23 protein-coding genes are annotated in these 26,398 nt (G+C 65.0%); 7 read left to right on the forward strand and 16 right to left on the reverse strand.

The genetic code is table 11. The annotated features are described in order from the left end of the window. Positions 1-7: 7 nt before the first annotated feature. From maiA to gtdA, 3 genes are all read right to left on the reverse strand, one after another. Entirely contained in the window at positions 8-649 is a 642-nt protein-coding gene (gene maiA / locus AC3G88_RS26130; protein ID WP_488894145.1) for a maleylacetoacetate isomerase, read from the reverse strand. A gap of 17 nt (positions 650-666) precedes the next feature. After that, a complete protein-coding gene (locus AC3G88_RS26135) occupies positions 667-1,365 on the reverse strand; it encodes a fumarylacetoacetate hydrolase family protein (RefSeq protein WP_488894146.1) in 699 nt (232 codons plus the stop codon). Between the two features lie 86 nt (positions 1,366-1,451). Next, positions 1,452-2,498: a gentisate 1,2-dioxygenase gene (gtdA, locus tag AC3G88_RS26140; protein WP_488894147.1), complete on the reverse strand. Its 1,047-nt coding sequence runs from the start codon at positions 2,496-2,498 to the stop codon at positions 1,452-1,454. Positions 2,499-2,635: 137 nt separating this feature from the next. Here gtdA and AC3G88_RS26145 point away from each other — a divergent pair, with 137 nt between their 5' ends. Together AC3G88_RS26145 and AC3G88_RS26150 are read left to right on the forward strand one after the other, a co-directional pair. Continuing rightward, positions 2,636-3,556, forward strand: coding sequence for a LysR family transcriptional regulator (locus AC3G88_RS26145; protein WP_488894148.1), 921 nt, complete (start codon positions 2,636-2,638; stop codon positions 3,554-3,556). A gap of 186 nt (positions 3,557-3,742) precedes the next feature. After that, entirely contained in the window at positions 3,743-5,776 is a 2,034-nt protein-coding gene (locus AC3G88_RS26150) for a lactonase family protein (protein WP_488894149.1), read from the forward strand. Positions 5,777-5,929: 153 nt separating this feature from the next. Here AC3G88_RS26150 and AC3G88_RS26155 read toward each other — a convergent pair whose 3' ends face one another. Beyond that, the gene (locus AC3G88_RS26155) at positions 5,930-6,865 is read right to left on the reverse strand and encodes a LysR family transcriptional regulator (protein ID WP_488894150.1); all 936 of its coding nucleotides are present in this window, start codon (positions 6,863-6,865) and stop codon (positions 5,930-5,932) included. 104 nt (positions 6,866-6,969) lie between these two features. Between AC3G88_RS26155 and pcp the strand changes: the two genes are divergently transcribed. Next, positions 6,970-7,617, forward strand: coding sequence for a pyroglutamyl-peptidase I (gene pcp, locus AC3G88_RS26160; RefSeq protein WP_488894151.1), 648 nt, complete (start codon positions 6,970-6,972; stop codon positions 7,615-7,617). 59 nt (positions 7,618-7,676) lie between these two features. Here the strand turns inward: pcp and AC3G88_RS26165 are convergent, their stop codons facing one another. The 4 genes from AC3G88_RS26165 to AC3G88_RS26180 all read right to left on the reverse strand — a co-directional run bounded on the left by AC3G88_RS26165 (position 7,677) and on the right by AC3G88_RS26180 (position 11,801). Next, a complete protein-coding gene (locus tag AC3G88_RS26165; protein ID WP_488894187.1) occupies positions 7,677-8,615 on the reverse strand; it encodes a tripartite tricarboxylate transporter substrate binding protein in 939 nt (312 codons plus the stop codon). Between the two features lie 129 nt (positions 8,616-8,744). Next, positions 8,745-9,803: a hydroxyacid dehydrogenase gene (locus AC3G88_RS26170; RefSeq protein ID WP_488894152.1), complete on the reverse strand. Its 1,059-nt coding sequence runs from the start codon at positions 9,801-9,803 to the stop codon at positions 8,745-8,747. Next, entirely contained in the window at positions 9,800-10,477 is a 678-nt protein-coding gene (locus AC3G88_RS26175) for an RraA family protein (RefSeq protein ID WP_488894188.1), read from the reverse strand. Before AC3G88_RS26175 ends, AC3G88_RS26170 begins: the two co-directional genes overlap by 4 nt. Positions 10,478-10,535: 58 nt before the next feature. Continuing rightward, the gene (locus tag AC3G88_RS26180; protein WP_488894153.1) at positions 10,536-11,801 is read right to left on the reverse strand and encodes an alpha-hydroxy acid oxidase; all 1,266 of its coding nucleotides are present in this window, start codon (positions 11,799-11,801) and stop codon (positions 10,536-10,538) included. 124 nt (positions 11,802-11,925) lie between these two features. Between AC3G88_RS26180 and AC3G88_RS26185 the strand changes: the two genes are divergently transcribed. After that, positions 11,926-12,828, forward strand: a complete 903-nt coding sequence (locus AC3G88_RS26185) for a LysR family transcriptional regulator (RefSeq protein ID WP_488894154.1) — start codon at positions 11,926-11,928, stop codon at positions 12,826-12,828. A gap of 38 nt (positions 12,829-12,866) precedes the next feature. On the opposite strand, the gene AC3G88_RS26190 is transcribed toward AC3G88_RS26185, so the two are convergent. From AC3G88_RS26190 to AC3G88_RS26200, 3 genes are all read right to left on the reverse strand, one after another. Beyond that, on the reverse strand, positions 12,867-13,262 hold the full coding sequence (locus tag AC3G88_RS26190; RefSeq protein ID WP_488894155.1) for a hypothetical protein: 396 nt from the start codon (positions 13,260-13,262) through the stop codon (positions 12,867-12,869). Between the two features lie 185 nt (positions 13,263-13,447). Then, positions 13,448-14,497 (reverse strand): alpha/beta fold hydrolase, encoded by a 1,050-nt coding sequence (locus AC3G88_RS26195; protein ID WP_488894156.1) that lies wholly within the window; start codon positions 14,495-14,497, stop codon positions 13,448-13,450. 186 nt (positions 14,498-14,683) lie between these two features. Continuing rightward, positions 14,684-15,139 (reverse strand): MarR family winged helix-turn-helix transcriptional regulator, encoded by a 456-nt coding sequence (locus AC3G88_RS26200; protein WP_488894157.1) that lies wholly within the window; start codon positions 15,137-15,139, stop codon positions 14,684-14,686. Between the two features lie 361 nt (positions 15,140-15,500). Between AC3G88_RS26200 and AC3G88_RS26205 the strand changes: the two genes are divergently transcribed. Then, positions 15,501-16,595, forward strand: coding sequence for an alpha/beta fold hydrolase (locus tag AC3G88_RS26205; RefSeq protein ID WP_488894158.1), 1,095 nt, complete (start codon positions 15,501-15,503; stop codon positions 16,593-16,595). Between the two features lie 53 nt (positions 16,596-16,648). Beyond that, positions 16,649-17,047 (forward strand): cupin domain-containing protein, encoded by a 399-nt coding sequence (locus AC3G88_RS26210; protein WP_488894159.1) that lies wholly within the window; start codon positions 16,649-16,651, stop codon positions 17,045-17,047. A 141-nt stretch (positions 17,048-17,188) separates the two neighbouring features. Here AC3G88_RS26210 and AC3G88_RS26215 read toward each other — a convergent pair whose 3' ends face one another. The 3 genes from AC3G88_RS26215 to AC3G88_RS26225 form a co-directional block, all read right to left on the reverse strand. Further along, positions 17,189-20,290: an efflux RND transporter permease subunit gene (locus AC3G88_RS26215; RefSeq protein ID WP_488894160.1), complete on the reverse strand. Its 3,102-nt coding sequence runs from the start codon at positions 20,288-20,290 to the stop codon at positions 17,189-17,191. Beyond that, positions 20,287-21,489 carry an efflux RND transporter periplasmic adaptor subunit gene (locus tag AC3G88_RS26220; protein ID WP_488894161.1) on the reverse strand — a complete coding sequence of 401 codons (1,203 nt, stop codon included), beginning with the start codon at positions 21,487-21,489 and terminating at the stop codon, positions 20,287-20,289. Before AC3G88_RS26220 ends, AC3G88_RS26215 begins: the two co-directional genes overlap by 4 nt. 102 nt (positions 21,490-21,591) lie before the next feature. Beyond that, the gene (locus AC3G88_RS26225) at positions 21,592-22,221 is read right to left on the reverse strand and encodes a TetR/AcrR family transcriptional regulator (protein WP_488894162.1); all 630 of its coding nucleotides are present in this window, start codon (positions 22,219-22,221) and stop codon (positions 21,592-21,594) included. 83 nt (positions 22,222-22,304) lie between these two features. Here AC3G88_RS26225 and AC3G88_RS26230 point away from each other — a divergent pair, with 83 nt between their 5' ends. After that, positions 22,305-23,813: an efflux transporter outer membrane subunit gene (locus AC3G88_RS26230; RefSeq protein ID WP_488894163.1), complete on the forward strand. Its 1,509-nt coding sequence runs from the start codon at positions 22,305-22,307 to the stop codon at positions 23,811-23,813. 181 nt (positions 23,814-23,994) lie between these two features. Here AC3G88_RS26230 and AC3G88_RS26235 read toward each other — a convergent pair whose 3' ends face one another. Together AC3G88_RS26235 and AC3G88_RS26240 are read right to left on the reverse strand one after the other, a co-directional pair. Further along, a complete protein-coding gene (locus AC3G88_RS26235; protein WP_488894164.1) occupies positions 23,995-25,275 on the reverse strand; it encodes an LLM class flavin-dependent oxidoreductase in 1,281 nt (426 codons plus the stop codon). A gap of 12 nt (positions 25,276-25,287) precedes the next feature. Beyond that, positions 25,288-26,286: a Bug family tripartite tricarboxylate transporter substrate binding protein gene (locus tag AC3G88_RS26240; protein WP_488894165.1), complete on the reverse strand. Its 999-nt coding sequence runs from the start codon at positions 26,284-26,286 to the stop codon at positions 25,288-25,290. Positions 26,287-26,398: the final 112 nt, after the last annotated feature.

Genomic DNA, 26,398 nt, shown 5'->3' on the forward strand with positions numbered 1-26,398 from the left:
TGCTGCGTCAGGCGGTGTAGTCTGGCTGGCGCGCCGGGGCGGCGGCCTGGAAGGCGGGATGTGCCGACGCGTGGTCGTAGACCGCCATGGCACGTGCATACGCGGACAGGTCGCAGCCCATGCGCAGCGCATTGGCCATCTGTGGCACCAGCGTCACGTCCGCCAGCGTCGGGTCATCGCCAAAGCAGTAGCGGCCGTGGCCGTAGCGCGCCAGCAGCCGTTCCACGCCGGCCATGCCGTCGTCGATCCAGTGCCGGTACCAGGCATCCTTCTGTGCCGGCGTGACCTCGAGCACGCCTTCCAGATAGCGCAGCACACGCATGTTGTTGACCGGATGGATGTCGCATCCGATCAGGTTGGCCAGCTCCAGCACGCGTGCACGCTGCACGGGGTCTTGCGGGATCAGGCGCGGTGCCGGGTGGCGGGCGTCCAGGTAATCCATGATGGCTAGCGACTGGCTCAGCTGGAAGTCGCCGTCCACCAGCGCGGGGACGCTGGCCGACGGGTTGATGCCATCCACGTACTCGGCTTCTCGATGCTGGCCGGTGCGGATGTTCACAGGCAGGTAGTCGTACGGCAGGCCCTTGAGGGCCAGCGCGATCCGCACCCGGTAAGACGTGGAACTGTTGAAGAAACTATAGAGCTGCATGGTGGGTGTCCCAAGCGTCAGATCACACGCGCCTTCAGTTCACCGAGGCCTTCCACGGCGGTGACCATCAGGTCGCCGGCCTCGACCGCGCCGACGCCTTCGGGTGTGCCCGTGTAGATCACATCGCCCGGTTCCAGGCGGAAGAATTGCGACAGGTAGGCCACCGTCTCGGCCACCGACCAGATCAAGTGCGTGACGTTGCTGCGCTGCTTGGTTGTGCCGTTGACGGTCAGTGTGATCTCGGCCTGCTGCGGATGGCCGATCTCGCTGGCGCGGTGGATCGGGCCGATTGGCGCGGAGGCATCGAAGGCCTTGCCGATCTCCCACGGGCGGCCCATTTCGCGCATCTTCATCTGCAGGTCGCGGCGTGTCATGTCCAGACCCACGGCGTAGCCGTACACGTGTTCCAGCGCGCTTTCCACGGGGATGTCCGAGCCGCCCTTGCCGATCACGGCCACCAGCTCGGCCTCGTAGTGGTAGTTCTGCGTCTGCGACGGGTAGGGCAGGTCCAGCGTCTGACCTTCCTGCACGGGGATCACGGCGTCGGCGGGCTTGCAGAAGAAAAAGGGCGGCTCGCGGTCGGGATCGAAACCCATCTCACGGGCGTGGGCGGCGTAGTTGCGGCCTACGCAGTAGACGCGGCGCACGGCAAACACATCGTCGGTGCCGGCAACGGGAACGGCGACGGCGGCGGGGGGCGTGAAAACGAAGTTCATGGTCTGGTGTCCAGTGAAAGCAGGGTGAGCGGGGCCGCAGCCCGCGTCGGGGCGCGGGCCGGTGGCATACGGAGGAAGAAAGCGGTTCAGGTGCGCGATTCGCGCAGCAGGTTCAGGGCGGACAACACCGGGCGGTCGGAGTAGCTGAACAGCACCGCGTCATTGATGGCGGCCAGTTGCACCGGCGCCCAGGACGGGGCCACGAACACGTCGCGCGGCTCGAACTGGAACTGTGCGTCGCCGATGCGCACGGTGCCGCTGCCTTCCACCACGCTGTAGACCGTGGCGTCGGTACTGCGGTAGGTCTTGCCCTGGAAGCCCGCCGGCAGGTACTGCATGAACGTGGCGATGGTGGGCATCGGCCAGCCGCCGGTGGCGGGGTTCACGTAGCGCAGCTTCACGCCGTCCCAGGCATCGAGTTCGCCATGGCGGTAGAGCTGGTCCAGCGCTTCGCGCGAACGGGCGTAGGGGTAGCTGAAGATCGGTGAAGTCGGGTCTGTCACGCGGTGGCGCACCGGCACCATGTTGTGGCCGAAGCGCGCAAAGCTGTCGCCTTCGGGGCGCAGTACCGGCTGCTGGGTTTCCGGGTAGTTCTCGGCAAAGCCGGCGTCGAACTGCTGCACCAGCGGGATATCGAGGCCATCGAGCCAGACCACGGGCTCGCCGCCTTCGTCGGCCGACGGATTGCCGTGGTCATGCCATGTCCACGACGGCGTGATGATGAAATCGCCCGGATGCATCGTGGTGCGTTCGCCGTTGACGGCCGTCCACGCGCCCTTGCCTTCGACGATAAAGCGCAGCGCCGACTGGGTATGCCGATGGCTGGGCGCCACTTCGCCGGGCAGGATCAGTTGCAGCCCTGCGTACAGCGTGGAGGTGATGCTCGACTTGCCCGGCAGGCCCGGATTTTCCAGCACCAGCACGCGGCGCACCGCTTCCTCGGCGCTGATCACACTGCCGGCCAGCATGACCAGCGGGCGCACCTGCTCGTATTTCCAGAGGGCGGGAACGATCTGCGGGCGGGGCTCGCGCGGCACCAGCGCATGCAGCGACTCCCAGAGCGGGGTCATGTGGCTGCGGCCGATGCGCTCGTAATAGGCGGCGCGGGCGGGGTCCAGGGTGTGCTCGGACATGCGTGTCTCCGTTGGCTTGTTGTCGGATGCCGGCTGCTGTGGCATTGCCTTGTTGCTTGGAGTTATACGCCGCGCCCTATAAGATCTGAAATGAAGTTTTGCTTGGATCTATACCAACAAAGATATAGGTGGACGGAATGGACTGGACCCAGCGCCTTCGGCTGCGCAATCTGCAGATGCTGTTGAGCCTGGCAGAGACCGGCAACATGAGCCAATCGGCCGCCATGCTCAATACGACGCAGCCAGGGCTTTCCAAGTGGCTCAAGGATCTCGAGGACGACATCGGACTGCCGTTGTTCGAACGGCAGGCGCGCGGCCTGCGGCCGACGCCCTACGGCGAATCACTGATCGAGCATGCGCGCCGGATCGAGGCGCAACTGGATGTGGCACGTGACGACCTCCAGGCCATGCGCGATGGCGGCAGCGGTCTGGTGGTGGTGGGTACCTCTGGAGCGTCGGCCGCCGATACCGTGCCGCTGGCCGTGCTGGGCCTGCTGCAACGGCTGCCGCGCGCCCAGGTGCGGTTGGTGGAGACCACGATGGACCGGCTGATGAGCCAGCTGGCGCGCAGCGAACTCGATATCGTGGTGGGCCGGTCGGCTCCCGAATTGCAGGATGCGCAGGTGCGCACCGAATCGCTGTACATGGAGCCCATCCACTTCGTGGCGCGGCCGCGCCATCCGCTGGTGCTGGGCGATGAGGTGGCGTGGAGCGACCTGCAGGCGCATCGCTGGGTAGTATGGCCGCGCGGCACGCCGATCCGCAATGCGCTGGAAGCCGCGCTGGCGAGTGCCGGCTTTCCGCTGCCGCCGGATGCGGTGGAAAGCAACTCTACCGTGCTCAATCTCACGCTGCTCAACAACAGCGACATGATCGGGCTGGCGTCCCATCGCACGGCGCGCCGGCTGGAAGAGTTGGGCGCCCTGCGGATCGTGCCGTTGCGGCTTGCCGGCTTCGGGTCGGTGTCGATGTACTGGCGCGACGACGGTCTCAAACGATCCGCCGTGGCCGCCATGCTGGAAAGCCTGCGGAATGCAGCGAACCGGTCGGTGGTTTAGAACAAGTGCCGCAGAGAGCATAAAAGGCAAATATGGCGCCGGGTTGACTGTTCACCCCCTCTGGGGGATGTGGGTGAGCGCCGCTCGCTGGTAGAGTCGCGCGCAAGACGCTCCGACGAGGGCGCCACTGGCCGCGCGCCCGGAAAGGGAAGAGCGGCCCTTTCTATATCGATACGGGTTGGGTCCATGTTTCCACACGCTCTTGCCGGCGCGCGCGCTGCCGGCCTCGCCTTGCTCACCGCGGCGCTGCTCGCCGCCTGCGGTTCCGACGACAGTCCCCCGACACCGGCCGCCACGCCGGCGGCCTCGCGCCTCGTGGTCGACACGGGCAGCGCCGCGCCGGTCGCCGGCGGCACGCTAACTCTGAAGGCGAGCTTACTGGCGGCCGACGGCAGCGAGCTGAAAGGCGCCAGCTTTGCGTGGACGTCCTCCGACCTAACCGTGGCTACCGTGGTGTCTGCCTCGGACAAGGCGCCGGCTGCGGTGTCGGCGTCGGTGATGGCGGCCGCTCCGACGCCGGTCGGCACCTATGCAACGGTCCAGACCCTGGCCGCCGGCGCAGCCGACATCACGGCCACGGCGACGCTCGCCGACGGCAGCCGCATCACCAGCGTCACGCACCTGGTGGTCCAGGCGGCGCCTGCCAAGTCGTATACCCTCGTGCTGAGTCCAGCCACCGTTGCCGTGAGCGCGGGCGGCGCGGCACAGACTGTGACGGTGGCCGTGCGCCGGTCGGACGGCGTGGACGGGGTAGCGGATCTCACCCACTGGTCGTGGACCAGCGATGACGCGAGCTTCGTGGCGACGCCAGCCGCCGACGGCCGCAGTGCCCAGGTCGCTAGTCCCAACTCGGCCACCGCGGCCGGCGCTGCAACACTGACCGCCTGCGCCGACGCCCCGGCCGGCGGGCGACTCTGCGCAAACGCTGCGCTGACGCGCAATGCCGCGCTGCCACCGACCTATACGGTAGGCGGCACGGTGTCGGGCCTTGCCACCGGTAAGAGCCTGCAGCTCGCGGACACCAATGGCGACACCCAGGTGATCAGCGCCAATGGCGGATTCACCCTACCCACGCCGCGGCAGTCTGGCTCCACCTATGCACTCACTGTGGCCGCGCAGCCGGCGGGGCAGACCTGCACGGTGGCGAATGGCGCCGGAGCGGTGGCCGCGGCCAACGTAGCGAACATCGCAATCACCTGCGTGCAAGCGCAATTCTTGGTGGTGGCCAATCGTGATGATCGGACGATCTCTTCCTACCGCATTGACCCATCGAGCGGGGCGCCCATAGCTGTCCCTGGCTCTCCGTTCGCTTTCAACGGTAAGGTGACTGCCCTGGACTTTGAGAAATCAGGTCTGTTTGGCTACGCCGTCACGGAAGATACCCTTACAGTCATCGCCTTCACGCTAGATCCAACGACCGGAGCACTCGCCCTCATTCCGGGCGGCGCTACACCGCTGATCGCCCCTGGGACACCGCAATCCATTGTGGTGCACCCGTCGGGGCAATGGCTGCATATTGGTCGCGCGGGCAGCGTTGTCGGCATCGACAATCACCAGATCGACGGCATAACCCATAAGTCCATACCAATCTTTGCCTCGGGTCTGGCAGGCGGCGTCACTACCATCGAATTGGCCATCTCCGCGGACGGTGCGCACTTGTATGTCAGCGATACCTTGCAAAACGGCATTGGGAAAATTGATTTCGTTGCTGGACTCGGCTTTGATTGGTACTCGCGTGTCAATATCCCGGCCGCTGGCCCCAATCCAAGTGCAACCGTGTTGTCGCCAGATGGGTCCCGCGTCTACGTGCCGGACAGCTTGGCGAATTCGGTGGGTGTGGCCGCCGTCGACCCATCGACGGGTCAACTCTCGGCAATGACGGTTTTTTATGCCGGGGTTGTCGGCGCCGCAGACATCGCGCTGACGCCCTCCGGCCAGGTTGCCTATGTACTGGGAACCGCAGGATCTATCGCGCGACATCTACTCGATCCGGCGACCGGAACCTCCACGGCCGCAGCGGATGTCGTGCCGGTGGGAATTAACGGGCGGCGTTTGCGAATTGAGTCGAGCGGCCGCTTCTTGTATACCCCCTCACTCAACCGTTCCCTCTACGCGTTCTCGATCAATAGTTCGACTGGAGCCTTGACGGCGCTAGTCGGTAGCCCCTTCGCGACGGGCAACGGCAACGTGGCAATCGCCATTGTCGAACCGAAGCCTTGAGAATGGGCGCCGCGCGAGGCGTCCCTTAGGAGCGACGGTGCACCAAACGCGATAGCAAAGAGGAAATCATTCGTTCCCGGCCCGGCGGGGGGGGGCGCTGCCACCTGGCCTGACACGTGCTGCGGGGGCACCCCGCTTGCCGCAGCATGCGCATCAGCGCATTGCCACGACCGCGGCCCGGATCTCCTGCCTGAGCCACACGGCCGCTGCATCGGCCTGCGTCCGCCGGTTGTGAATCAACTCGATGTCGAAGGCAGTATCGGCAAGCGCTTCGGGTACCTCGCAGATCTGCACGTCGGGGGAGGCGAGCCGGTGTGCCACCCGCCTTGCAACGGTCGCCACCAGGTCGCTGTGCGCGACGGCCAGCGGCAATGCCACGATGTGCGAAAACGTCGCCGCGACACGCCGTTGCAGACCCAGCTTGTCGAGCCGGGCATCGATGACCCCACGACGCGATCCGGTATCGCCGGGAGCAAACAGCGCATGGGGCAGCTGCAGATAGGTCGCCAGGTCGATACTCCTCCGCTGGCCGTGCGCGGCCAACTGCGGATGCGAGCGGCTGGCAATGCAGACGAAGTCCTCTTCGTACAGCCTGGTTCGCACCATGCGTTTCGGTGCGGTGAGATGGCCGCCAATGGCAACGTCGACCACGCCCTGATCGAGCTGCTCGTAAATGGCCGCCCGGTCGAGCGCCATGATTCGCAGGTCGATGTCCGGTGCTTGCCGCCTGAGCCGTCCAATCAAATGGGGCAGCAGGACGATGTCGGCGTAGTCCGTGGCCGCGATGGTAAAGCTGCGTCCGGCGGGCATGGCCGGATCAAACGCCACCGACTGGCCCACGGCCTGGCGCACGTGATCGAGGGCGGAGGAAATTCCGGGCATCAGCGTGTGCGCCAGTTCAGTCGGCTGCATCCCCGCGTGGGTTCGTACAAACAGGTCATCGCCAAACAGCGCCCGCAGCCGCGTCAGCGCATTGCTCACCGACGGCTGGGCGCGGTTCAGGCGCTTGCCCGCCAGGGTGACACTGCGCGTCTGATACAGCGCCTCGAATGCCACGAGCAGGTTCAGGTCGATCCGGGACAGATTCATGCTGTGAATTTAACGGATATTGGATATCCATTTCAAGAATCGTCATTGCGTGGGTACGATGGGTGGTCTCCTTCTTCCTTTGATCATCCTTCGGACAGCGCCAAATGCAGACCGTACTTGTCACCGGCATCGAGCCATTCGACGGCGAAACCCTGAACCCCTCCTGGGAAGCGGCCCGCGCCGTCGATGAACGCGTAATTGGCGGCGCGCGCGTGGTGGCGCGCCGGCTTCCGTGTGTGATTGCCGAGGTCAGGCAGGCGCTGCTGGGCGCCATTGCCGAGGTCGATCCCGTTCTCGTGCTGTGCCTGGGGCAGGCAGGCGGCCGCAGCGACATATCGGTCGAACGGGTGGCGATCAACGTGGTGGATGCGCGTATCCCGGATAACGCCGGCCGGCAGCCCATCGACGAACCGGTGATCGCCGGTGGCCCTGCCGCCTACTTTTCCGCGCTGCCGATCAAGGCACTGGTCCGGCGTCTGCGCGAATCGGGCATCCCGGCATCGGTTTCGCAGACCGCAGGCACCTACAACTGCAACGCCATTTTCTACTCGCTGCTGCATTGCATAGCGACCGAGCGTCCAGCCCTGCGGGGCGGCTTCATTCATGTACCTTACTTGCCGCAGATGGCCGCCGCCCACCCGGGCGCGCCGAGCATGGACGCCCGCACGTTGATCGCGGCCATCGAGATCATGGTCGCCACGGCGCTCGAGGTATCCACCGATCTCAAGGAAGGCGGCGGCGCCACGCACTAGCCGCATACGGGCATGCAGAAGAGGTCCTTACCGGCAGCAAGGATCGCTGCGCGATGTCTTCACTTTTCCTGCCATGGCATTTCTTTCCACAGTTGGCGGAAGCCAGCTTCGCCACGTTCGAGTTCGGCGGCGTAGGCGGCTGGGGCCAGGTAGCGCAGCGGCGCAAACATGGCATCCGCCTGCTGCTTGAACTGCGGGTCCGCGGCAACCTTGGCCATCGCATCGACAAGCTTCTTCCTGACCGGCTCGGGCAGGCCCTTCGGGGCGGCCAGGCCGCGCAAGGATGCGAGCTCGATGTTGTAGCCCTGCTCACGGAACGTCGGGACGTTCGGCGCGAGTACCGCGCGCGACAGTCCCATCTGCCCCAGGAACTTAAGCGACGTGCCGCCCTTCTGGTAAGCCAGCGCTTCGCCAACATTGATGGCGCCAATCGTAATCTGCTGACCCGCCAGCGCACCACGGACTTCGCCGGCCCCCTTGTAGCCCACGTGCGTCAACTTGACGCCGGCCGCCTTCTCGAACAGCAGCATCGCGAGATGGTCGTCCGAGCCGACACCCGTGGTGCCGACGGTGACAGCGCCGGGATTTGCCTTGGCATACTTCACGAGCGTCGCCAGCGAATCGATGTTGCTGGATTGATTGACGGTGAATGCGCCCGGGTCGTCTACCAGATTGCCGATGAGGTCGTAGCTCTTCCAGGTGAACGTCGTCTTGCGCTCGATTGGAATGGTCAGCAGGTTCGGTGTGTTGATGAAGCCGATGGTGTAGCCGTCCGGCGTGGCGCGTGCCAGTTCGGCGAAACCGATGGCGCCGCCGGCTCCCGGCTTGTTCTGAACGACGATGGTTGCACCCAGTTCCTTCTCCAGATGCCGTGCGAGCAGGCGGGCTACGAGGTCGGTGCCGCCGCCCGGTGCGTACGCCACAATCATCTCGATGGGGCGATTCGGCCACTGTGCGGCTTGTGCCTGGGCCGGTGCTGGCAACAGCGTGCCAACCATGCCGACGAGCGAAGACGCGGCAAGGGAAAGGGATAGACGCCGACGACGGAAGTCGGGATTGCTGTGCATGGTGTTGTCTCCTCGCCGACCCTCATGTGGCCGGCGTATTGTTGTGATGACGGCTTGTGGTCAGCTCGCGGCAAGGAGCAAGGCTGCCTCCATGCGCTGGCGTACCCTGGGCCATGCGGCGGGGTTCACAAGGCGTTCGGGCTTCTCTCCTGTAGAGAGCAGCGCCAGAATTTGCGTCGCGGCCAAGGTAGCGTTCCTGCGACGGGCGTCATGCGTCACGCCGGCCGTGTGGAAAGTCGCGACGACGTTGTCGAGGGTCAGAAGTGGATGTCCAGGCGGAGGCGGTTCCTGATCCCAGACGTCCAGGCCGGCGCCCGCCAGGTGTCCGCCGGACAGCGCTTCGTACAGGGCGGCCTCATCGTGGATGCCGCCCCGGGCCGTGCTGACCAAGATGCTGCCCTGGCGCATGGCCGCGAAGGCTGCAGCGTCCATCATCCCGAGCGTGCTGGCATCGCGCGGGCAGTGCAGCGACACAATATCGGATGTGCGCAGCAACTCGTCGAACGAGACGTGTTCGGCACCACGCTTTGCCATCTCTGCATTGTCGAGATACGGGTCATAGCCAATCACGCGCATGCCGAAGGCACGGCCAAGCGCCGCAGCGCGGCTCCCGGCATGTCCGACACCGACCAGACCCAGCGTACGTCCACGGAGTTCGTGGCCCATCAGGTCTTCTCGGCTGCCGGTGGTATGCGTTTTCATGCGGCGGTCCGACTCCGGGATGCGCCGCATCACAGAGAGCATCAACCCGATCGCCATTTCCGCCACGGAATCGGCGTTCCCGCCGCCCTGGTTCATCACGGCCACACCCGCGGCCGTGCAGGCATCGATGTCGATGGTGTCGCAACCGGAGCCGCTCGATGACACGGCAAGAAGGTTCGGACAACGCGCGAGAAGATCTGCCGTCACGAACCAACGTCGGGGCAGCTCGTCCTTGGCGGCCGAAATCTGATACACGTGGGCTTCGGAGAGGCGCGCCCATGCCTCTTCGTCCGCGCCTTCGCGCTGGCACGTGTGCAGCGCGACATCTGACGCTTCGCCCACTATGCGGTTGAAGGCTGGGTCCAGCCAATGGTCGAAGCGCACGACCTGGCGCTTTGTCGGAAGGGTCTGGCTCACAGGATCCCCTTGTCAGCCAGCGAGCGGTCCACCCAGGTACGGTCAGCACGGCCTTGCGCAATCGATTCCAGCACGCCAGCTTCCATGCGCTGGACTTCTTCCACGCGTACCGCAATCGCTTCGGCTTCTTCGGCGGGAACGACCAGCAGGCCATCACCATCGCCAATAATCAGGTCGCCCGGCCGAACCACCATGCCATCGATGGACACCGGTACGTGGAGTTCTCCAGGGCCATCCTTATAGGGTCCGCGGTGCGAAACGCCACGCGCATAGACTGGTAGCGGCTCCCTGCCAATCGTGTCGCTGTCGCGGATCAGGCCATCGATGACAAAGCCTGCCGCGCCGCGCGAAATGGCGAGCGCCAACATGATTTCGCCGATGATGGCATTGGGACCCACGCCACCGGCATCGACCACGATGACATCGCCGGGGCCGGAGAGGTCGATGGCTTTGTGCACCATGAGGTTATCGCCCGGACGCGTGCGAACGGTCAGTGCTCGTCCGACCAGATTGCCGTCGCGGCGATGGAATGCGCGCAACTGACTGGTTCCCGTCGTACGGCTCATGGCATCGCTGACATTGGCGACCGGGAAATTGCGATACCGCTCCATCAGCGACGCGCTGACAAGGTGCGCGGGACGCGGATGAATGCGAAAGCCGTGCGGCGAAGTCATTGTTTTGTCTCCTGTATCGACCGTAAGGGTTCTGTTGGGATGCGGTGAAGGTTGGTATTCAATGCGGAGGCGGGTGGTAGATGCACTGCGCATCCACATCCTTCGCGCGGGGGATCCCCAGCATGGCCAGGTCTCGGGAAATCTCGGTTTGCATCAGGTTGATGCCGTGGGCAACACCCTGGCGGGACCCCACTGCCGCCGCGTAGGCGAACGGCCGCCCGATGAAGACACAGCGGGCACCCAGGGCAAGCGCCTTGATGACGTCCGTCCCGCGGCGTACCCCGCTGTCGAGCATCACCGGCAGCTGCGGGACGGCCTCGACGACCTCCGGCAGCGCGCGCATTGCGGCAATGACGCCGTCCAACTGACGGCCGCCGTGGTTCGAGACCACGATGCCGTCCACGCCATGCTGTTGCGCCAGGCGCGCGTCCTCCGCCGTCAGGATGCCCTTGACCACGAGCTGCCCCTTCCAGCGGCGACGGATAGTGGCCAGGTGATCCCAGGTGAAATGCGCGCGGTCCGAGAAGTCGCGTTCCACGTTTCGCGAGACGATAGGCGTGCCCCGGTGGGCATACGCGTTCTCGAAGTGCGGGATTCCGTGGCGTACCACGGTGCGAATGAAGGTGCCAAGCAGCCAGCGTGGATGTGTGATGCCTTGCCAGGCGAGGGCAGCGCTCGGGCGCAGCGGCGTGGAGAATCCGGCCCGGATGTTGTTCTCGCGATTTCCGGCGACGGGCGTGTCGACGGTGATGACGAGCGTTTCGACCTTGGCTGCTTCGACGCGTGCCAGCAGACCTTCGATTTGCCGCATGTCACCGGGCAGGTAGGCCTGGAACCAGGTACCTGGTGCCGCTTCCATGACGTCTTCGAGCCGAATCAGCGACGAGCCGCTCATGATGGCCGGTATGCGCGCTTGGCTGGCTGCCTCTGCCATGATGACGTCCCCGCGATAGGCGAACAGGGCCGAGATGCCCATCGGAGCCAGGCCAAATGGCGCAGCGTACTGGCGGCCGAACAGACTGAAGCTCAGGTCGCGCGTCGACACGCCAACCAGCACGCGAGGCCGCAGTGCCAGGTCTTCGAAAGACTGTCGGTTCTGCGCCAAGGTTATGTTGTCCTCGACCGCTCCGCTTACATAGGCGTAGAGCGGCTTGGGCAGACGTTTGCGTGCCAGTGGCTCGAAGTCTTTCAGCGACAGCACGCGCCGTTTTAGCCAGGTCGCCTGCCGCTCGCCTTGTGCCGCGACGGACGCGTTCTCCGTCTTCTTGTCACCGGATTGCAATGCAGCGGTCTGAGCGGTTTCGTCGATAGGAGCGGCTGACATGGGTGCAGTGGCCAGAATGTGAAGCCAATCTAGCAATTCGAATCCAACGCTAAAAGCGAAAAATAACGAAGATATAATTTCGCTTTTGTGAAACTATCGGGGATATCACCGGTTTGGATCCGCCATGACTCTCAAGCAACTCGAGGCCTTCTACTGGGCGGCAACCTGCGTCAACTTCACCGTGGCGGCGGAGCGCGTTCACCTGTCGGTGTCGTCGTTGTCCAAGCGGATTGCCGAGCTGGAAGCGTCATTGGGCGTGGCCCTGTTCGACCGTAGCGGCCGAAGCGCCGAGTTGACGGCCCAGGGCGAGCAGATGCTGCCCCAGATTCATGCGATGTTGCACGCCGCCGCGGAACTGCAGCAGTCGGCAGGGCAACGCCATGGGTTGATTGGGCGGTGCCGTATCGGCCTGGGGGAACTGAGTGGACTGACCTGGCTGCCAAAGCTGGTGCGCGAGGTGTCGTCACGCCATCCCGGCCTGCTGCTGGAGCCTTATGTCGATATCGGGCAGGTCCTGGAGCAGCGCCTGCATGATGGGGAGCTCGATATTGGTGTCCTGGCCGGACCCTCCACTCGCAGCAGCCTGGCAGCCGAGCGGATAGGTCAGGTGGATTTCGCGTGGGTGGCCAGCCAGTCTTTCCTCGACATGGCCGGTACCGATGACCCGCGGGTGCTTATGGGCGAACAGACGTTGCTCACGCTGCCCGTGGGTGCCGGCGGGACGCGGGTTCTCGACCAGTGGCTGGCTCGCAGGGAACTGATGGTCAGCCGGCGCCTGATGTGCAACAGCTGGGGGGCCGTTGTCGGCATGGTAGTGGAGGGGCTGGGCTTCGGATTCGTCCCCCGACTGTGGGCCGACGCGCTAGTGGAACGGGATGCGCTGCGTATCCTGCCGGATAGCGATGCTCTGGAGCCTCTGCACTACGCTGTGCAATGGCGTCGCGATGACACACGACCGCTGATTCGAGCCATGCGCGACATCGTTCGCGGCGTTATCGACTTCCAGGCGCCGCGTTGTTTTGTGTGAGAGCGGCCACAGCCCACCGCTTTGGGAATCGGGGACTATTAGGGTGTGGCATCGACCAGCAGGTTGCTGGCGAGCCGACGAATGCGAGGGTCGACAAAGTAACCGCCGCCTTCCACGTAACGAAGATAGGCACGCGCGCAGGTTGCGCATTGATGCACTTCGCAACGGTTGTAAGGGTAGAACCGCGGCGCGATCGGGGCGTCAACCGCCCAAAAACCAGTCCCGTCGGGATGGAATTCCTCAAATGTCGGCTCGTCATAGCTTTCACGCCTGAGTGTGCCGACCCTGCGGAGCTGGTGCTCTGGAAACGAAACTGGCAAGCTGGTCCAGCCGGCCAACGCTGGCGAATCGCACGCGCAGGGCACCGTCACGTTGTCAGTGAGTTGCGCAATCTCCTGTAGAGATTCGAATTCAAAAAAGGGCACGTTTTCCACGATGGAGACTCGGAGGCGGCAATCATCATTGCCCGATGACGTAGCATCATAGTGCCTGTCCAGGCAGAGCGTAAAGTTCGCGGCATCCCATGCCCCTACCAGTCGATTCCGTATCTCGATACCTCGCCGGCAAGCCAAAGCGGCGATACTGGCTTGCGCGGATTTCGGTCAGCATCAAGTGAATGCTACCGGCGGTCGGGCTCGAGGAAATCGGCGATCGTTTTCGCGACGAGTTCGGGGCGCTCTTCCTGAACGAAATGGCCGGTACCCTCCAGGTTCAGGGTAGTCAGATTGGATGCCCTGGGTGGCAGGACCTTGCTCATCCAGCGGTAGGCGGGCCCGCCCATCGCCAGCACCGGCATATCGAGCTTCCCGTATGTCTTGCTGTCGGCAATGTCCTGCGTGAAGGCCCGGTACCAGCCGTTGCTGGCGCGAATGGCATCCGCGCTGTTGTAGGCGCGTTCGTACACCGCGCGGTCGCGGGCATCGATGGCGGTCTCGTCAACGAGGAAGTATTTGAACAGCCAGTCCTGCTCGATCCGGACGCGCCCGGCAAGCAGCTTCTCGGGCAATCCCTGGACCTGATTGAATGCGAACCACCACAGGTACGGGTGTGCGAGATCGAGCTTGTCGTCGGGGTTGCCTTGGGCCGGCAACAACTGGAATGTCAGCAGGCTTTCATCTGGATGGGGAAACTCCAGCATGACCAGCCGGTCGGTGGCCTGCGGGAAGTTCGCGGCATATGAAAAAGCCACGGCCGAGCCGATATCATGGCCCGCGATGCTGGCCTTCTCGTAGCCGAGCGATGTCACCAGCGCGTGGATATCGCGCGCCATGGTCTTCTTGTCGTAGCCGTCGGCAGGCTTGGACGAACCCCCCATCCCGCGCAGGTCCACGGCGATAACGGTGTGATGGGCGGCAAGCGCCGGCATGATCTTGTGGAACGTCCACCAGGTCTCCGGCCAGCCAGGCAGCAGCACTAGGGGGTCGCCTTGGCCACCGACGACGTAGTGCAACCGCACGCCATTGACGTCGGCGGTGGCGTTGCGGAAGCCCGGCAGCGATTTTACGAGCGCGGTGTCGCTGAGATCGGCTGCGCGTAGCGCGCCGGACCGGGACGCTGCGTGCCATGCACGCGCGGGCGCGCTGGACGGCTCGGCCATTGCAGGCAGCGCCGTCGCCATCAGGATGGCCAGCGTGGCGCCGGCGAATGCGAGTTTGGTGGAAGTTTTCAAGGGATGTCTCCTGGAGATCGGCAGATCGGGAAATTGGGGAAGGTCAGGCCACCGGCTCTAGTGGCTGGCGGTGTCCATCCGTGTCTTGCGGCGCGCAATCTGCGAGACATAGAGGTCGGCGATTACCTCACTTTCTCCCGAGCGCAACGGCTCGCTCATCAGCGCAGGACGCGCGCGCGACGGAGGTCAGGGCAGCCGGCGGCTGATATCCATGATGGCTGCGGCGCTCGATTCGCCCAGCATCGCAGTGGCCTTCGTCTGTGCGGCACACCAGGCGGGCGCGGCGTTGCGCAGCAGCGCGCGGCCCAGGGCCGTGACGCCTAGCGGCCGCGTCCGGCCATCCTCGTCCGGGGGGGCCTCGCTGACCCATCCCTGTGCCATCAGTGGCTGCAAGTTCCGGGTTAGGGTGGAGCGGTCGTGATGATTCCGGCGCCCAAGCGCTGCGCGGCCGATCGGGCCAAGCTCATGGATCATCACAAGCAGCGTAAGTTGGGATGCGTTGACCCCGAACGGCCGCAGGGCATCGTCGTACAGTGCGGTGAGCACACGGGAAATCTGGCGGGTACGGGTCACCAGGCAATGTCGCAGGATGTCGGTGGCCACGCTGGTGTTGGCGGTGATGGGGGCGTCCAATGTCTTCATGGTGGGATCGATGACCGTGTTGCATATGCAGCGATGGTGGTGGCCGCGATCCCGGAGGAATCGCGTCAGTCCGCATTCAAGGCGCCGCTTGTATCTCCGTCGTATCGAAGCATCCGCCGATTTGTCGCAAAGCATGTCAGCGACGGACGCCGATACAAACCGGTACAAAAGCGCTCAAAGCAGGTGGATCTGGAAGACGGTGCGGTGCGCGAGCCGCAGTCCCGATGGCGAGGGAATGCATGGCGGTAAACGACATGTCGTCCTGCGCGACTTACGCCGAGGCGCCGGCACGTCTGCCGCGCACTGTCGCGATTTTTGTATGCCAATGTAGCGGCCTGCGCCGCCGATACGGATCAATACATTGGCGGCCTTCACCGGTTACAGGCGGGATACATGGCTGATCTTCAATGCTGCATATGCAACAGACCCGCCGTTTCGGCCGGGAGGCTTGCAAACCACCGAGCAAGAGGAAGATGACATGACAACGAAATCGACTGTTCGCCGCGCACTCCGGTTCACGGCTGTGGCCGCTGCGGCGCTGGCCGCCACGCTGCTGATGGGCAGCGCGAACGCGGCGGCAACGCAACCCACAACACCGGAGATCGGGTTCGTGCAGATCAACCCCGATATCAAGTTGAGGCACCTCGTTGTCCACAATCGGGCCGCCAAGGGCACCGTGCTGTTCCTGCATGGATTCCCCGAAACACTCTATGCGTGGAAAGACGTCGCGACGACGCTGGGACAGCACTACGAAGTCCATGCGTTTGACTGGCCCGGCTATGGCGAGTCGTCGCGTCCCGCTGCGGACCGGTTTGCCTACGCGCCCAGCGATTACGCGAAGGTGCTCCAGGACTACATCTCCACCGCCCGTATCGACAAGAAGCGCCTGGTGATCTACGCGACCGACATCGGCGCGTTACCGGCGTTGTTGGCTGCCATCGACGACCCGGCCATCGCCCGGCGCATTGTCGTGGGGGATTTTGCGCCGTTCAATCGCCCGCAGTTCATGCAGGAACGGCTGCAGGCCCTCAAGGATCCGGCAACTGCCGAGACCGTCCGCGCCGCGTTCAACCGCACGCGTGACGAAATCCTGCGGAACGCCTTTACCCGTGGACTTCCGGAGTCCTCGCACTATGACATTTCGCCCGAGCTCAAGGCCGACATTGCCAACGGATGGCAGTACGGCACGCTGACGTCCGCCGATGCGTTCTACCACTACTACTCGCATTTCATGCGTGACCAGGACACCTTCGAAGCCAACCTGGCGAAGCTGAAGACCCCGGTCAGCGTGATCTGGGGCGAGAAGGACATCTATATCCGCAAGGAGATGGGCGAGGAACTGGCCGGTCGTGCGGGTCTCGACCTTAAGGTGTTGCCCGGAATTGGGCACTATCCGCATCTCCAGGACAAGGCCGCGACGGTCTCCGAGGTACAGGCCGCGTTTGACGCGCAATAGGCAGCGCTGCGCACCCACGTCCCACCGCACTCAAGGAAGCAAAGGAATCCGACATGAAGATCGCCCACATCGTGACAGCCGCCATGACCGCCGCCTGCCTTGCCGCAGCGCTTTCCGCCCACGCACAGACCCCGGCCGTCCACCGCACCGACCTGGTCAGCCATGACCTCGGTGTCCCGGGCAAGGAGGGCATCCAGGTACGCGTGGATTTCGATCCGGGCGCATTCGCGCCGAAGCACACGCATCCGGGCGAAGAGATCGCGCATGTGTTGCAGGGAACGCTCGAATATCAACTTGGCGACCAACCGCCGGTTCGGCTGAAGACCGGGGAATCGCTCTTCATCCCCGCCGGCACGCCGCATTCGGCACGGAATGTCGGCGGCGGGCAGGCGTCGGAACTCGCAACCTATGTGGTCACGAAGGGCGTGCCGCTGGTGACTCCAGCGAAGTAGTCGGTGCTGCGCCGATCCGGCGCACGCCGTCACGCAGAACCGCATACCGGAAGGCGCCGTTGGCGTGCGGTTCGGCCCCTCGACCGAACTCGCCGGCGAGGGCGTGCGCGCCAAGGCGGCGTCCCGCGGCGCCCCGATGTTTCACGACACCTGTGCCACCTCGTCAGCACGCGCTTGTGGCACCATCTGCTGCGCCGGCGGACGGATCCTGAACCAGATGGCATACATCGCCGGCAGGAACACCAGTGTCAGCAGCGTGCCGGCGAGCGTTCCGCCGATCAGCGTATAAGCCAGCGTGCCCCAGAACACCGAGTGGGTCAGCGGGATGAAGGCGAAGACGGCTGCCGCCGCCGTCAGCAGCACCGGACGGGCCCGCTGCACGGTGGCTTCCACCACCGCGTCATACGGCGAGAGGCCTTCCTTCAGATTGCCCTGGATCTGCCCGATCAGGATCAGCGTGTTGCGCATCAGGATGCCGGACAACGCCACGAGCCCCACCAGTGCATTGATGCCGAATGGCTGATGGAACAGCAGGAGCGTCGGCACCACGCCGATCAGGCCCAGCGGACTTGTCAGGATGACCATCACCATGCCAGCCATCGACCGCACCTGGAACATGATGATCAGCAGCGTGATTGCCAGCATGATGGGGAATAGCGGTGCCAGCGCCTTGTTCGCCTTGCCCGCCTCCTCGATGGAACCTGCCATCTCGATTCGATAGCCGGAGGGCAGCTTCTGGATGACCGGCTGCAGTTGCGCCAGGATGGCTTGGGATACGTCTGGCGGCTGTTGGCCGTCGGCGATGTCGCCCCGCACGGTGATGGTTGGCGTGCGGTCGCGGCGGCGCAGGATGGGGTCCTCCATGCGCACGTCCACGGTGCCGACCTGCGAGAGCGGTACGCGTTCGCCGCTGGCGCCGACCAGCGTGAAGCCGGCGATGCGCTCCGGATCGAGCCGGATGTCGCCCCCGGCGCGCGCCAGCACCTGCACCGAACGGATGTCCTCGCGCACCTCGGTCACCGGTACGCCGGTGAGCAGGAATTCGAGCTGCTGCGCCACATCGTGCGAGGTCAGCCCAACGGACTGCAGCCGGTCCTGCTGCAGCGAGAAGTGCAGCGCCGGGACACGCGGGCCCCAGTCGGTGTTGACCGTGCGCATCAGCGGGCTGGCGCCCATCACATCTTCCACCTGCTTCGCGATGGCGCGCAGCTGGTCCGGGTCCGGGCCCATGACACGAAACGCGACGGGGAAGGGCGAGTACGGGCCGAACACCAATTGCGTCACGCGCACGCGCCCGCCCGGCGCCAGCCCCTCGGCGATGGCCTGGCGGAGCCGGGCCTTGAGTGCGTCGCGTTCTTCCTGGCTGTCCGTTCGCACCACGATCTTGGCGAAGGACGGATCAGGCAGTTCCGGCGACATTGCCAGGTAGAAGCGCGGTGCCCCCTGGCCGATATAGGCCGTCACGATCTTCGATTCCGGCTGCTTGTCCAGCCATGCCTCCACCTTCGCGGTTACGGCGCTGGTCTGTTCGATGGAGGTGCCGTAGGGCATCTGTACCTCCACCAGCACCTCGGGTCGGTCGGAAGTGGGGAAGAACTGCTTGCGCACGGCGCCCATGCCGACGATGCTCGCGGCGAAAAGACCGACCACGATTGCCGCTACCAGCCATTTCCGCCTGATCACCCGCGCCAGCACCCCGCGAAAGCGCTGGTAGTTTGGCGTGGCGTAGATGGCGCCATGGCCACCTTCCACCGGCTTCATCTCGGGCAGCAGCTTCACACCGAGATAGGGCGTGAAGGCGACCGCGACAATCCACGAGGCGATCAGCGCGATCCCGACGATCCAGAACTGGTTGCCGGTGTATTCGCCCGCGGAGGACTTCGCAAAGCCATTCGGCATGAAGCCGACGGCAGTGATGAGCGTGCCTGACAGCATAGGCGCGGCCGTATGGCTCCAGGCGTAGGCCGACGCCGCGATGCGCCCATACCCTTCCTCCATCTTTACGACCATCATTTCGATGGCGATGATGGCGTCGTCCACCAGAAGGCCCAGGGCGAGTATCAGCGACCCCAACGTAATGCGGTCGAAGTTCTTGCCGGTCGCGGCCATCACCACGAAGACGGCGGCCAGCGTCAGCGGCACCGCCGCAGCGACCACCACGCCCACCCGCCATCCCATGCTGACAAGGCTCACCACCAGCACCACGACCAGGGCGGCAAAGAACTTCACCATGAACTCGTCCACGGCCGACCTGATGTTGACGGCCTGGTCGGTCACCTTGCTCAGTTCCATGCCCAGCGGCAGTTCGGCGCTGATGTTCGCCACTTCCGCGTCGAGCGACTTGCCGAGGTCAAGGCCGTTCCAGCCGTCGCGCATCACGATGCCGAGCAGCAGCGCCGGCTCGCCCTTGTTGCGCACCACGAAGCTGGCCGGGTCCTGGTAGCCGCGCTCGACGGTGGCGATGTCGGACAGCTTCAGCGTGCGGCCGTGCGCCGCCACGGGGGTGTCCCGAATGCGCTCAAGCTTGTCGAACGCGCCGTCAAGCCGCACGAAAACCTGCGGCCCGTCTGTGTCGATCGAGCCGGCAGGGGTGAGCACATTCTGGCTGTTGAGCGCAGCGAAGATGTCCTGCGGGGTCACACCAAGGGTTGCCAGCCGGTCGTGCGAGAACGACACGTAGATGCGCTCGGCCTGTTCGCCGATGATGTTGACTTTCTTCACGCCCGCCACATGCAGCAGGCGCTGGCGGATGGTTTCGGCCTCGCGCACCAGCAGCCGCTGCGGCTCGCCCCTGGCTTTCAGCGCGAAGAGGCCGAAAGTCACGTCGGAGTATTCGTCGTTGACAAGGGGGCCGACGACGCCCGCTGGCAGGGACCGCGCCTCGTCGCCAAGCTTCTTGCGGGCCTGGTAGAACTCCTCAGGAACCTCCTTGGGCGGCGTGCTGTCGAGCAGCGTGACGGTAGTGAAAGCCAGCCCGGGACGTGTATAGGTTTCGGTGCGGTCGTAGTAGCGTAGCTCCTGCATGCGCTTTTCCAGCTTCTCCGCGACCTGGTCCTGCATTTCCTGCGCCGTCGCGCCGGGCCATGCCGTGATGAAGATCATCGACTTGACGGTGAAGGGCGGGTCCTCGGCCCGGCCTAGCTGGAAGAAGGCGACGACGCCTGCGATGGAGACGAGGATGATCAGGAAAAGCGTGACGGCGCGCTCGCGCACGGCGAGTGCCGAAAGATTGAAGCCACTCATTGCTGTACCCCTGCGCCGTTTCCGGTATGAGGCGTACTGCCGGGCTGGGCGGTGTTGGCAGCTTGCGCGGTTGCCGCCACCTTCACGTCAGAGGCCAACCTGACCTGCTGGCCTTCGTTCAGCAGGTGGGCGCCCAGCGCCACCACACGGTCGCCGGGGTGGATCGGGCCCTCCACGCGCGCGGTATCGTCACTGATGGCGCGCACGGTTACCGGTCTCCACGTTACGTGTGCCGGATTGCCTGCCAGCACCCAGACGCCGGGGCGCTTGCCGGGATCGTGGAGGGCGCCGATGGGAACCTGCAGGCCGGAGGGCGATGCTTCATGCGGATCGGTCACCTGCAGCGTGACGGTGGCGCCCAGCGGTGCATCGGTCAGCGCGCCGCCAAGCACGTAGCGCGCTTCATAGGTGCGGGTCTGCCTGTCGGCGGCGTCGGAAAGCTGCCGCAGGGTTGCGGTGACTGCCTCGTCTTTGCCGTAGAGCGTGGCCCGCGCCGACGAACCCGTCGGCGGACGCAGGGTTTCGGGCAGGTGGATGATCGCCTCGCGCTGGCCGGCGCGAGCCAGCCGCACGACCACCTGGCCGGCATTCACGACCTGCCCGGGTTCGGCGACGGTCTCGACCACGACGCCGTCGGCATCGGCCAGCAGCACGGCATAGTCGGAGGCGTTTCGTGCCACATCGGCCTGCGCCTCTTCCGCCCTGAGCTGTGCGCGCGCCGAGTCGGCGGAGGCCTTGATCTGGTCATAAGCGGACGCCGATACCGCTCCGGCTGCCACCAGGTCGCGGTAGCGCTCCTCGTCGGCCGCCAGTTGCGTGGCACGCGCCTTGGCAGCGGCCACGGCTTCCTGCCGCGCGCGTGCCGCGAGCTTCAGGTCGACGGGATCGAGGCGCATCAGTGGCTGGCCACGCTTCACGGATTGGCCGGTGTCGACCAGGCGCTCCAGCACCTTGCCCGATACCCGAAAGCCCAGGTCGCTCTGTACCCGGGCTGCGACGACGCCAGTGAAGGCGCGCCGCACGGCGGCTGCGTCCTGGACGCTTTCCACTCTAACCAGCGGCGCGAGCACGCGGGGATCGGCCTCTGCTTTGCCGCCGCATGCCGCCAATACAAGCGGCAAGAGGCAGATGGCCGCGAAGGCGGAAGCCTGGCTGGCGGTGTGGGTGACGGCGGATACGAAAAAGCGGCGCTGAAGCATGAAGGCCTCCATACGAATGGCCTTCACTGTATAAACAGTGACCAAAATAGTCAATGGTCACTGTGCGTTTTCTGGATGTGGTGCTTGCAGATACCCCACGGGTCAGGGCGCCAGGCTCCGCAAGATCAGGTTGCTGAGCTGCGCCGGCGCCACTTCGACGAAGTCGAGGTTGTGCTGGAGTTGTAGCGGGTCGAGGTAAGGCTTCATCACCAGGTAGATGGCGTGAGCGGTTTCGTCGAGCGGTGTCTTGCGCTCGAATTCGCCAGCTTCGCGCCCTTCGCGCACGATCTGAAGGATCAGCTGCTGCATGTGGGCGTCATACGCGCGGGCCGAGCCCCACTGTTCCTCGCAGGCCACGACGGCAATCGCATAGAGCTTGCGGTCCTGGAAGAAGAGCCGGCTGCCGGCCTCGGCCAGCGTGGCAAAGAGGCGTCGCAGCCGCTCGGTGGCGGAATCCGCGCCGGCCACGGCTTCGTCCACTGCCTGGCGCATCTGGGCCAGGCAGTTGCCGCAAATCACTTCGCCGATAGCCTGCTTGGAATCGAAGAACTTGTAGACGTAGGCCTTCGAGAATCCGATGGCCTTCGCCAGATCGGACACCGTGGTCTTTTCGTATCCGTAAAGGCTGAAATGCTCCGTGGCGGCGTCGACGATCTGGTTGCGCACGCTGTGATCCACAGGACCACGAGGCAGAGGGGGAAGGGCGGAGGTATCGATGGGGGTATCGGTCATGGCATGAGCTTACACGTTGAATTGGCATTGACAAAGAGTGACCAGTTTGTATTATGGTCACAAGTCACGCACAGCAACCTCCCATGCCATTCCGCCCGCCTATGCATTCCCCGTCCCTTCATTCGCGTTCCCGAAGCCATCTCTACGGGGCGGTTGTCACCGCCTTCGCCCTGTCGGCACTCGCCGGCTGTGCCGTCGGCCCGGATTATCGCAAGCCAGATGTGCCTCACGCTGAACGTTTTCTTGGCCAGCGCGACGTGGAGCAGCGCCAGGCGTCCGCTCGGGCGGATCTCGAAGTCTGGTGGGAAGGCTTTGGCGATCCGCAACTGACACGATTCGTGCGGCTGGCGCTGGACCAGAACCTGGATCTCGCGGCAGCCTCCGCGCGCGTCACGCAGGCGGGGGCAGGGCTGCGCTACGCCACGGCGGCGCTGTTGCCATCGGGCGCAGTGAGTGCCCAGGCCGCGAAGCAGTACCAATCCGTCGAAACGCCGCTGGGCCGGGTGCTGAACGCGGCGCCGAATTTCGACCGGCATGGCAGCCTGTACGAGGCCGACCTTTCCGCAAGTTGGGAGATCGATATCTTCGGAGGCCTGCGGCGCGAGCGCGAGGCTTCGCAGGCGGAGTACCGGGCGTCGGAGGCCGGGCTGGCGGCCACCCGGGTAGAAGTGGCGGCGCAGGCGGCGGACACCTACGTGACCGTCCGCGGCCTCCAGACCCGGCTGTCGATCGCGCGGCAGCAGGTGGAGACACAGCAGAAACTTGTGTCCACCGTCAGGCTTCTCTACGCCAAGGGACTTGCCGCCGCGCTCGAAGTGCAGCAGGCAGAAGGCGCGCTCGCGCAGGTGGAGGCCACCATTCCCGAACTGGAATCGGGACTCGATGCCGCGCTGAATGCGATGGACGTGCTGCTTGGCAGCCCACCTGGAACCTATCGCGCCGAACTTGCCGACATCAAGGCGATCCCGGCCGCTCCACGGATAGAGGCCACGGGCACGCCCGCCGACTTGCTGCGGCGGCGCCCCGACCTCATCGTGGCGGAGCGCCGGCTGGCGGCATCGAATGCCCGCATCGGCGCCGCCATCGCCGAGTACTATCCGAAGGTCACACTCAGCGGGCTGCTGGGCAGCGCGACGACCGTGGCCAGCGGCAATCTGTTCTCGGCCGGCGCAAACCAGGCCGGCGGCGTGGCCGGACTGCGCTGGCGGCTGTTCGATTTCGGACGCATCGGCGCGCAAATCCAGCAGGCCAAGGGGCAGGAGGCCGAGGCGCTGGCTGGCTATCGACTCGCCGTACTGCGCGCATCCGAAGATGTGGAGAACGCCTTCACGGCGCTGGTCAAGCGCGAGGAACAAACCAATACCCTCGAACGTGGCGAACTGGCGCTGCGCCAGGCCCGGAATTCGTCGTTCGCGGCATACCAGAAGGGCGTCGTTCGCCTGATCGAGGTCCTGCTCGCGGACGAGAACCTGCTGAAGACGTCCGACGCAAAAGCGCGAGCGGAAGCGCAATCGGCCCGTGCGGCCATCGCTGCTTTCAAGGCGCTGGGTGGAGGATGGCAGGCCGGCGCGGCGGAAGGCGCGAAATCGTAGGCAATGAGCCAGGCGGCATGCCCGCAGCGCAACGTACCGTACGATAGCGCGAGGCGATGTATGGTCGACGTTCCCTGGTGAATCGAGTTTCCGGCACCCCCGTCAGGGCCGATCGTTTCGATGGCTCTGGACGCCCACCGGCTGTGCCATGGTCAGCTGGTCAGAACGCTCGTGAGTCGCGTTATCTCGGCAGCGGCGGCGGCAGTCCCAGGTGATCCCGCAATGTGTACCCTTCATAGTCGCGCCGGAACGCGCTGCGCTCTTGCAGGATGGGCACCACTTCGCGGGTGAAGTCATCGAAGCCGCCGGGAAAGTAGGCGGGCATGATATTGAAGCCATCGGCAGCGCCGGCCCGTACCCATTCGATCATGTGGTCGGCCACCTGGACGGCCGTGCCGACCACGATCTGGTGCCCTCGCGCACTAGCCACAAGGTGATAGAGCTGACGCAGCGTCAGCCCGCGCTCGCGCGCCAGCCTGATCAGCAGTGCACTGCGACTATGCACGACCACATCGGTGGGCAAGGGCGGCAACGGCGCATCGAGCGCGAAGCCGGACACATCGATCGCCAGTTGCTCGGACAGGATGGCCAGGGCATTGGACTGGTCGGTGAACGATTGCAGTTGGGCCAGCTTTTCGTGTGCCTCGGCCTCGGTGCGACCGATGATCGGCATCAGGCCCGGCATGATCAGGCAGTGCCGCGGATCGCGTCCCGCTGCGGCCACCTGCCTGCGCAGGCCAGTGGCGAACTCGATGGCGGACGCGATGTCCTGCTGTGCGGTGAAGACGACTTCGGCATGGCGCGCGGCCAATGCCTGGCCGGCGCCCGACGAGCCGGCCTGGATCAGCACGGGCTGGCCCTGCTCGCTGTTCGTGACGTTGAGCGGACCGGCGACGGAAAAGTGCCGGCCCTCGTGGTTCAGCGCGTGCATCTTGCCGACGTCGATATAGATGCCGCGTTCCTTGTCCTGAATATATGGGTTGGGGTCCCACGAACGCCAGAGTCCCTTCACAACCGAAACGAATTCCTCGGCAATGGCATAGCGTTCCGCGTGATCGGGATGACGGCTGCGGCTGAAGTTCACCGAACCGTCCGCGAACGTGGTAACGATGTTCCAGGCGGCGCGGCCGCGCGACAGCTTGTCGACCGTGGCCAGCGTTCTTGCAAGGTTGAATGGCTCGCTGTACGTGGTCGACGCGGTGGCTGCCAGCCCGATGCGGGTGGTCACCATCGACAGCGCGGCAAGCATGGCCAACGGGTCGGGGCGCGTAATCATCGACGGGTGAGCGTCGGCGGAAGTCAGCAGCCGGTCGCCGAAGAACACCATGTCGAACCTGGCCCGCTCGGCGGCCTGCGTCATACGCACGACGAGATCGATGTTCTCGGTGCCGGATTCGGCGCCCGGGTAGCGCCAGCCGGCGGCATGGTGGCCCGCTGCGAGCAGGAACAATCCAAGTTTCATGATCGCGTCGGCTCAGTTGCCCTGGGCGGTGCTGTCCTTGACGACACGCGCGGCAATCTCGTGCACCTGGCGGATACGCTGCGCCGTCTGCTCGGGTGTCAGTGTCTGCACGTCCACCTGCACGCGGCTCAGGGCTGCCACCGTGTCAGGCTCGGCCAGGATCTCGCTGATCCACTGGCGCAGTTTCGCCAGCACCTCCGGTGGCACATTGCGTGGCGCCGTGATGAAGAAAGCCCCGGCCAGCGAGTCTTCCCAGCCCTTGACGCCGGCGTCGCGGATGCTCGGTACGTTGGGTAGATCCGGCGAACGTGCGCCGCCAAAATACGCCAGCGCCCGCAGCTTGCCTTGCTTGATGAACTGCGTGCTGAGCGGATCGAACACCATGTCCACGTGTCCGGCCACCACGTCGGCCACGGCGGGGGCACTGCCTTTGTATGGCACGTGGCGAATGTCGATATTGGCCAGCCGCTTGAGCAATTCCCCGGCCAGGTGCCCCGGCGTGCCGTTCCCCGAGCTGGCGAACGTGATCTTGCCCGGGTTGGCGCGCGCGTAGGCAATCAGCTCCGGCAGCGTGCGGATCGGCAGTGAAGGGTTGATCGCCACCGTTGCCAGCGAGTTGCCGATGTAGGCTACCGGCACGAGATCGTGGAACGGATCGAACTTCACGGTCATCAACTGCGGCGCGATGGCGAGGTTGCCGATGGACGTATTGAGCAGCGTATAGCCGTCGGCCGGTGACGACGCCACGTAACCCGCACCGAGCGTGCCGCCTGCGCCGGCCTTGTATTCGACCACCACCGGTTGCCCGGCCTTTTCGGCGAGCCGCTTGGCGATGATCCGCGCGACGTTGTCATTGGTGCCGCCGGGCGTATAGGGCACCACGTAGTTGATCGGTTTCGACGGAAACGGTTGTTGGGCCGCCGCGGTCACAGTGGCGACATGGAGTACGGCGGGTATCGCCAGGACGGACAGCGCGACGCGCAGGGCGGCGGGGAAGGCGGGGAAACGCATGACGATCGGGAGGGGACGCAGGAAGGTTTGGAAGCCGGACGGAATGCGTGCAGCAGACCGGTCATCGTAGGGCGATAGGCCTTGGGCCGGAACTGCCGATTTGTCATGTCGT

The organism is Cupriavidus sp. 86D6 (genome assembly GCF_057815095.1).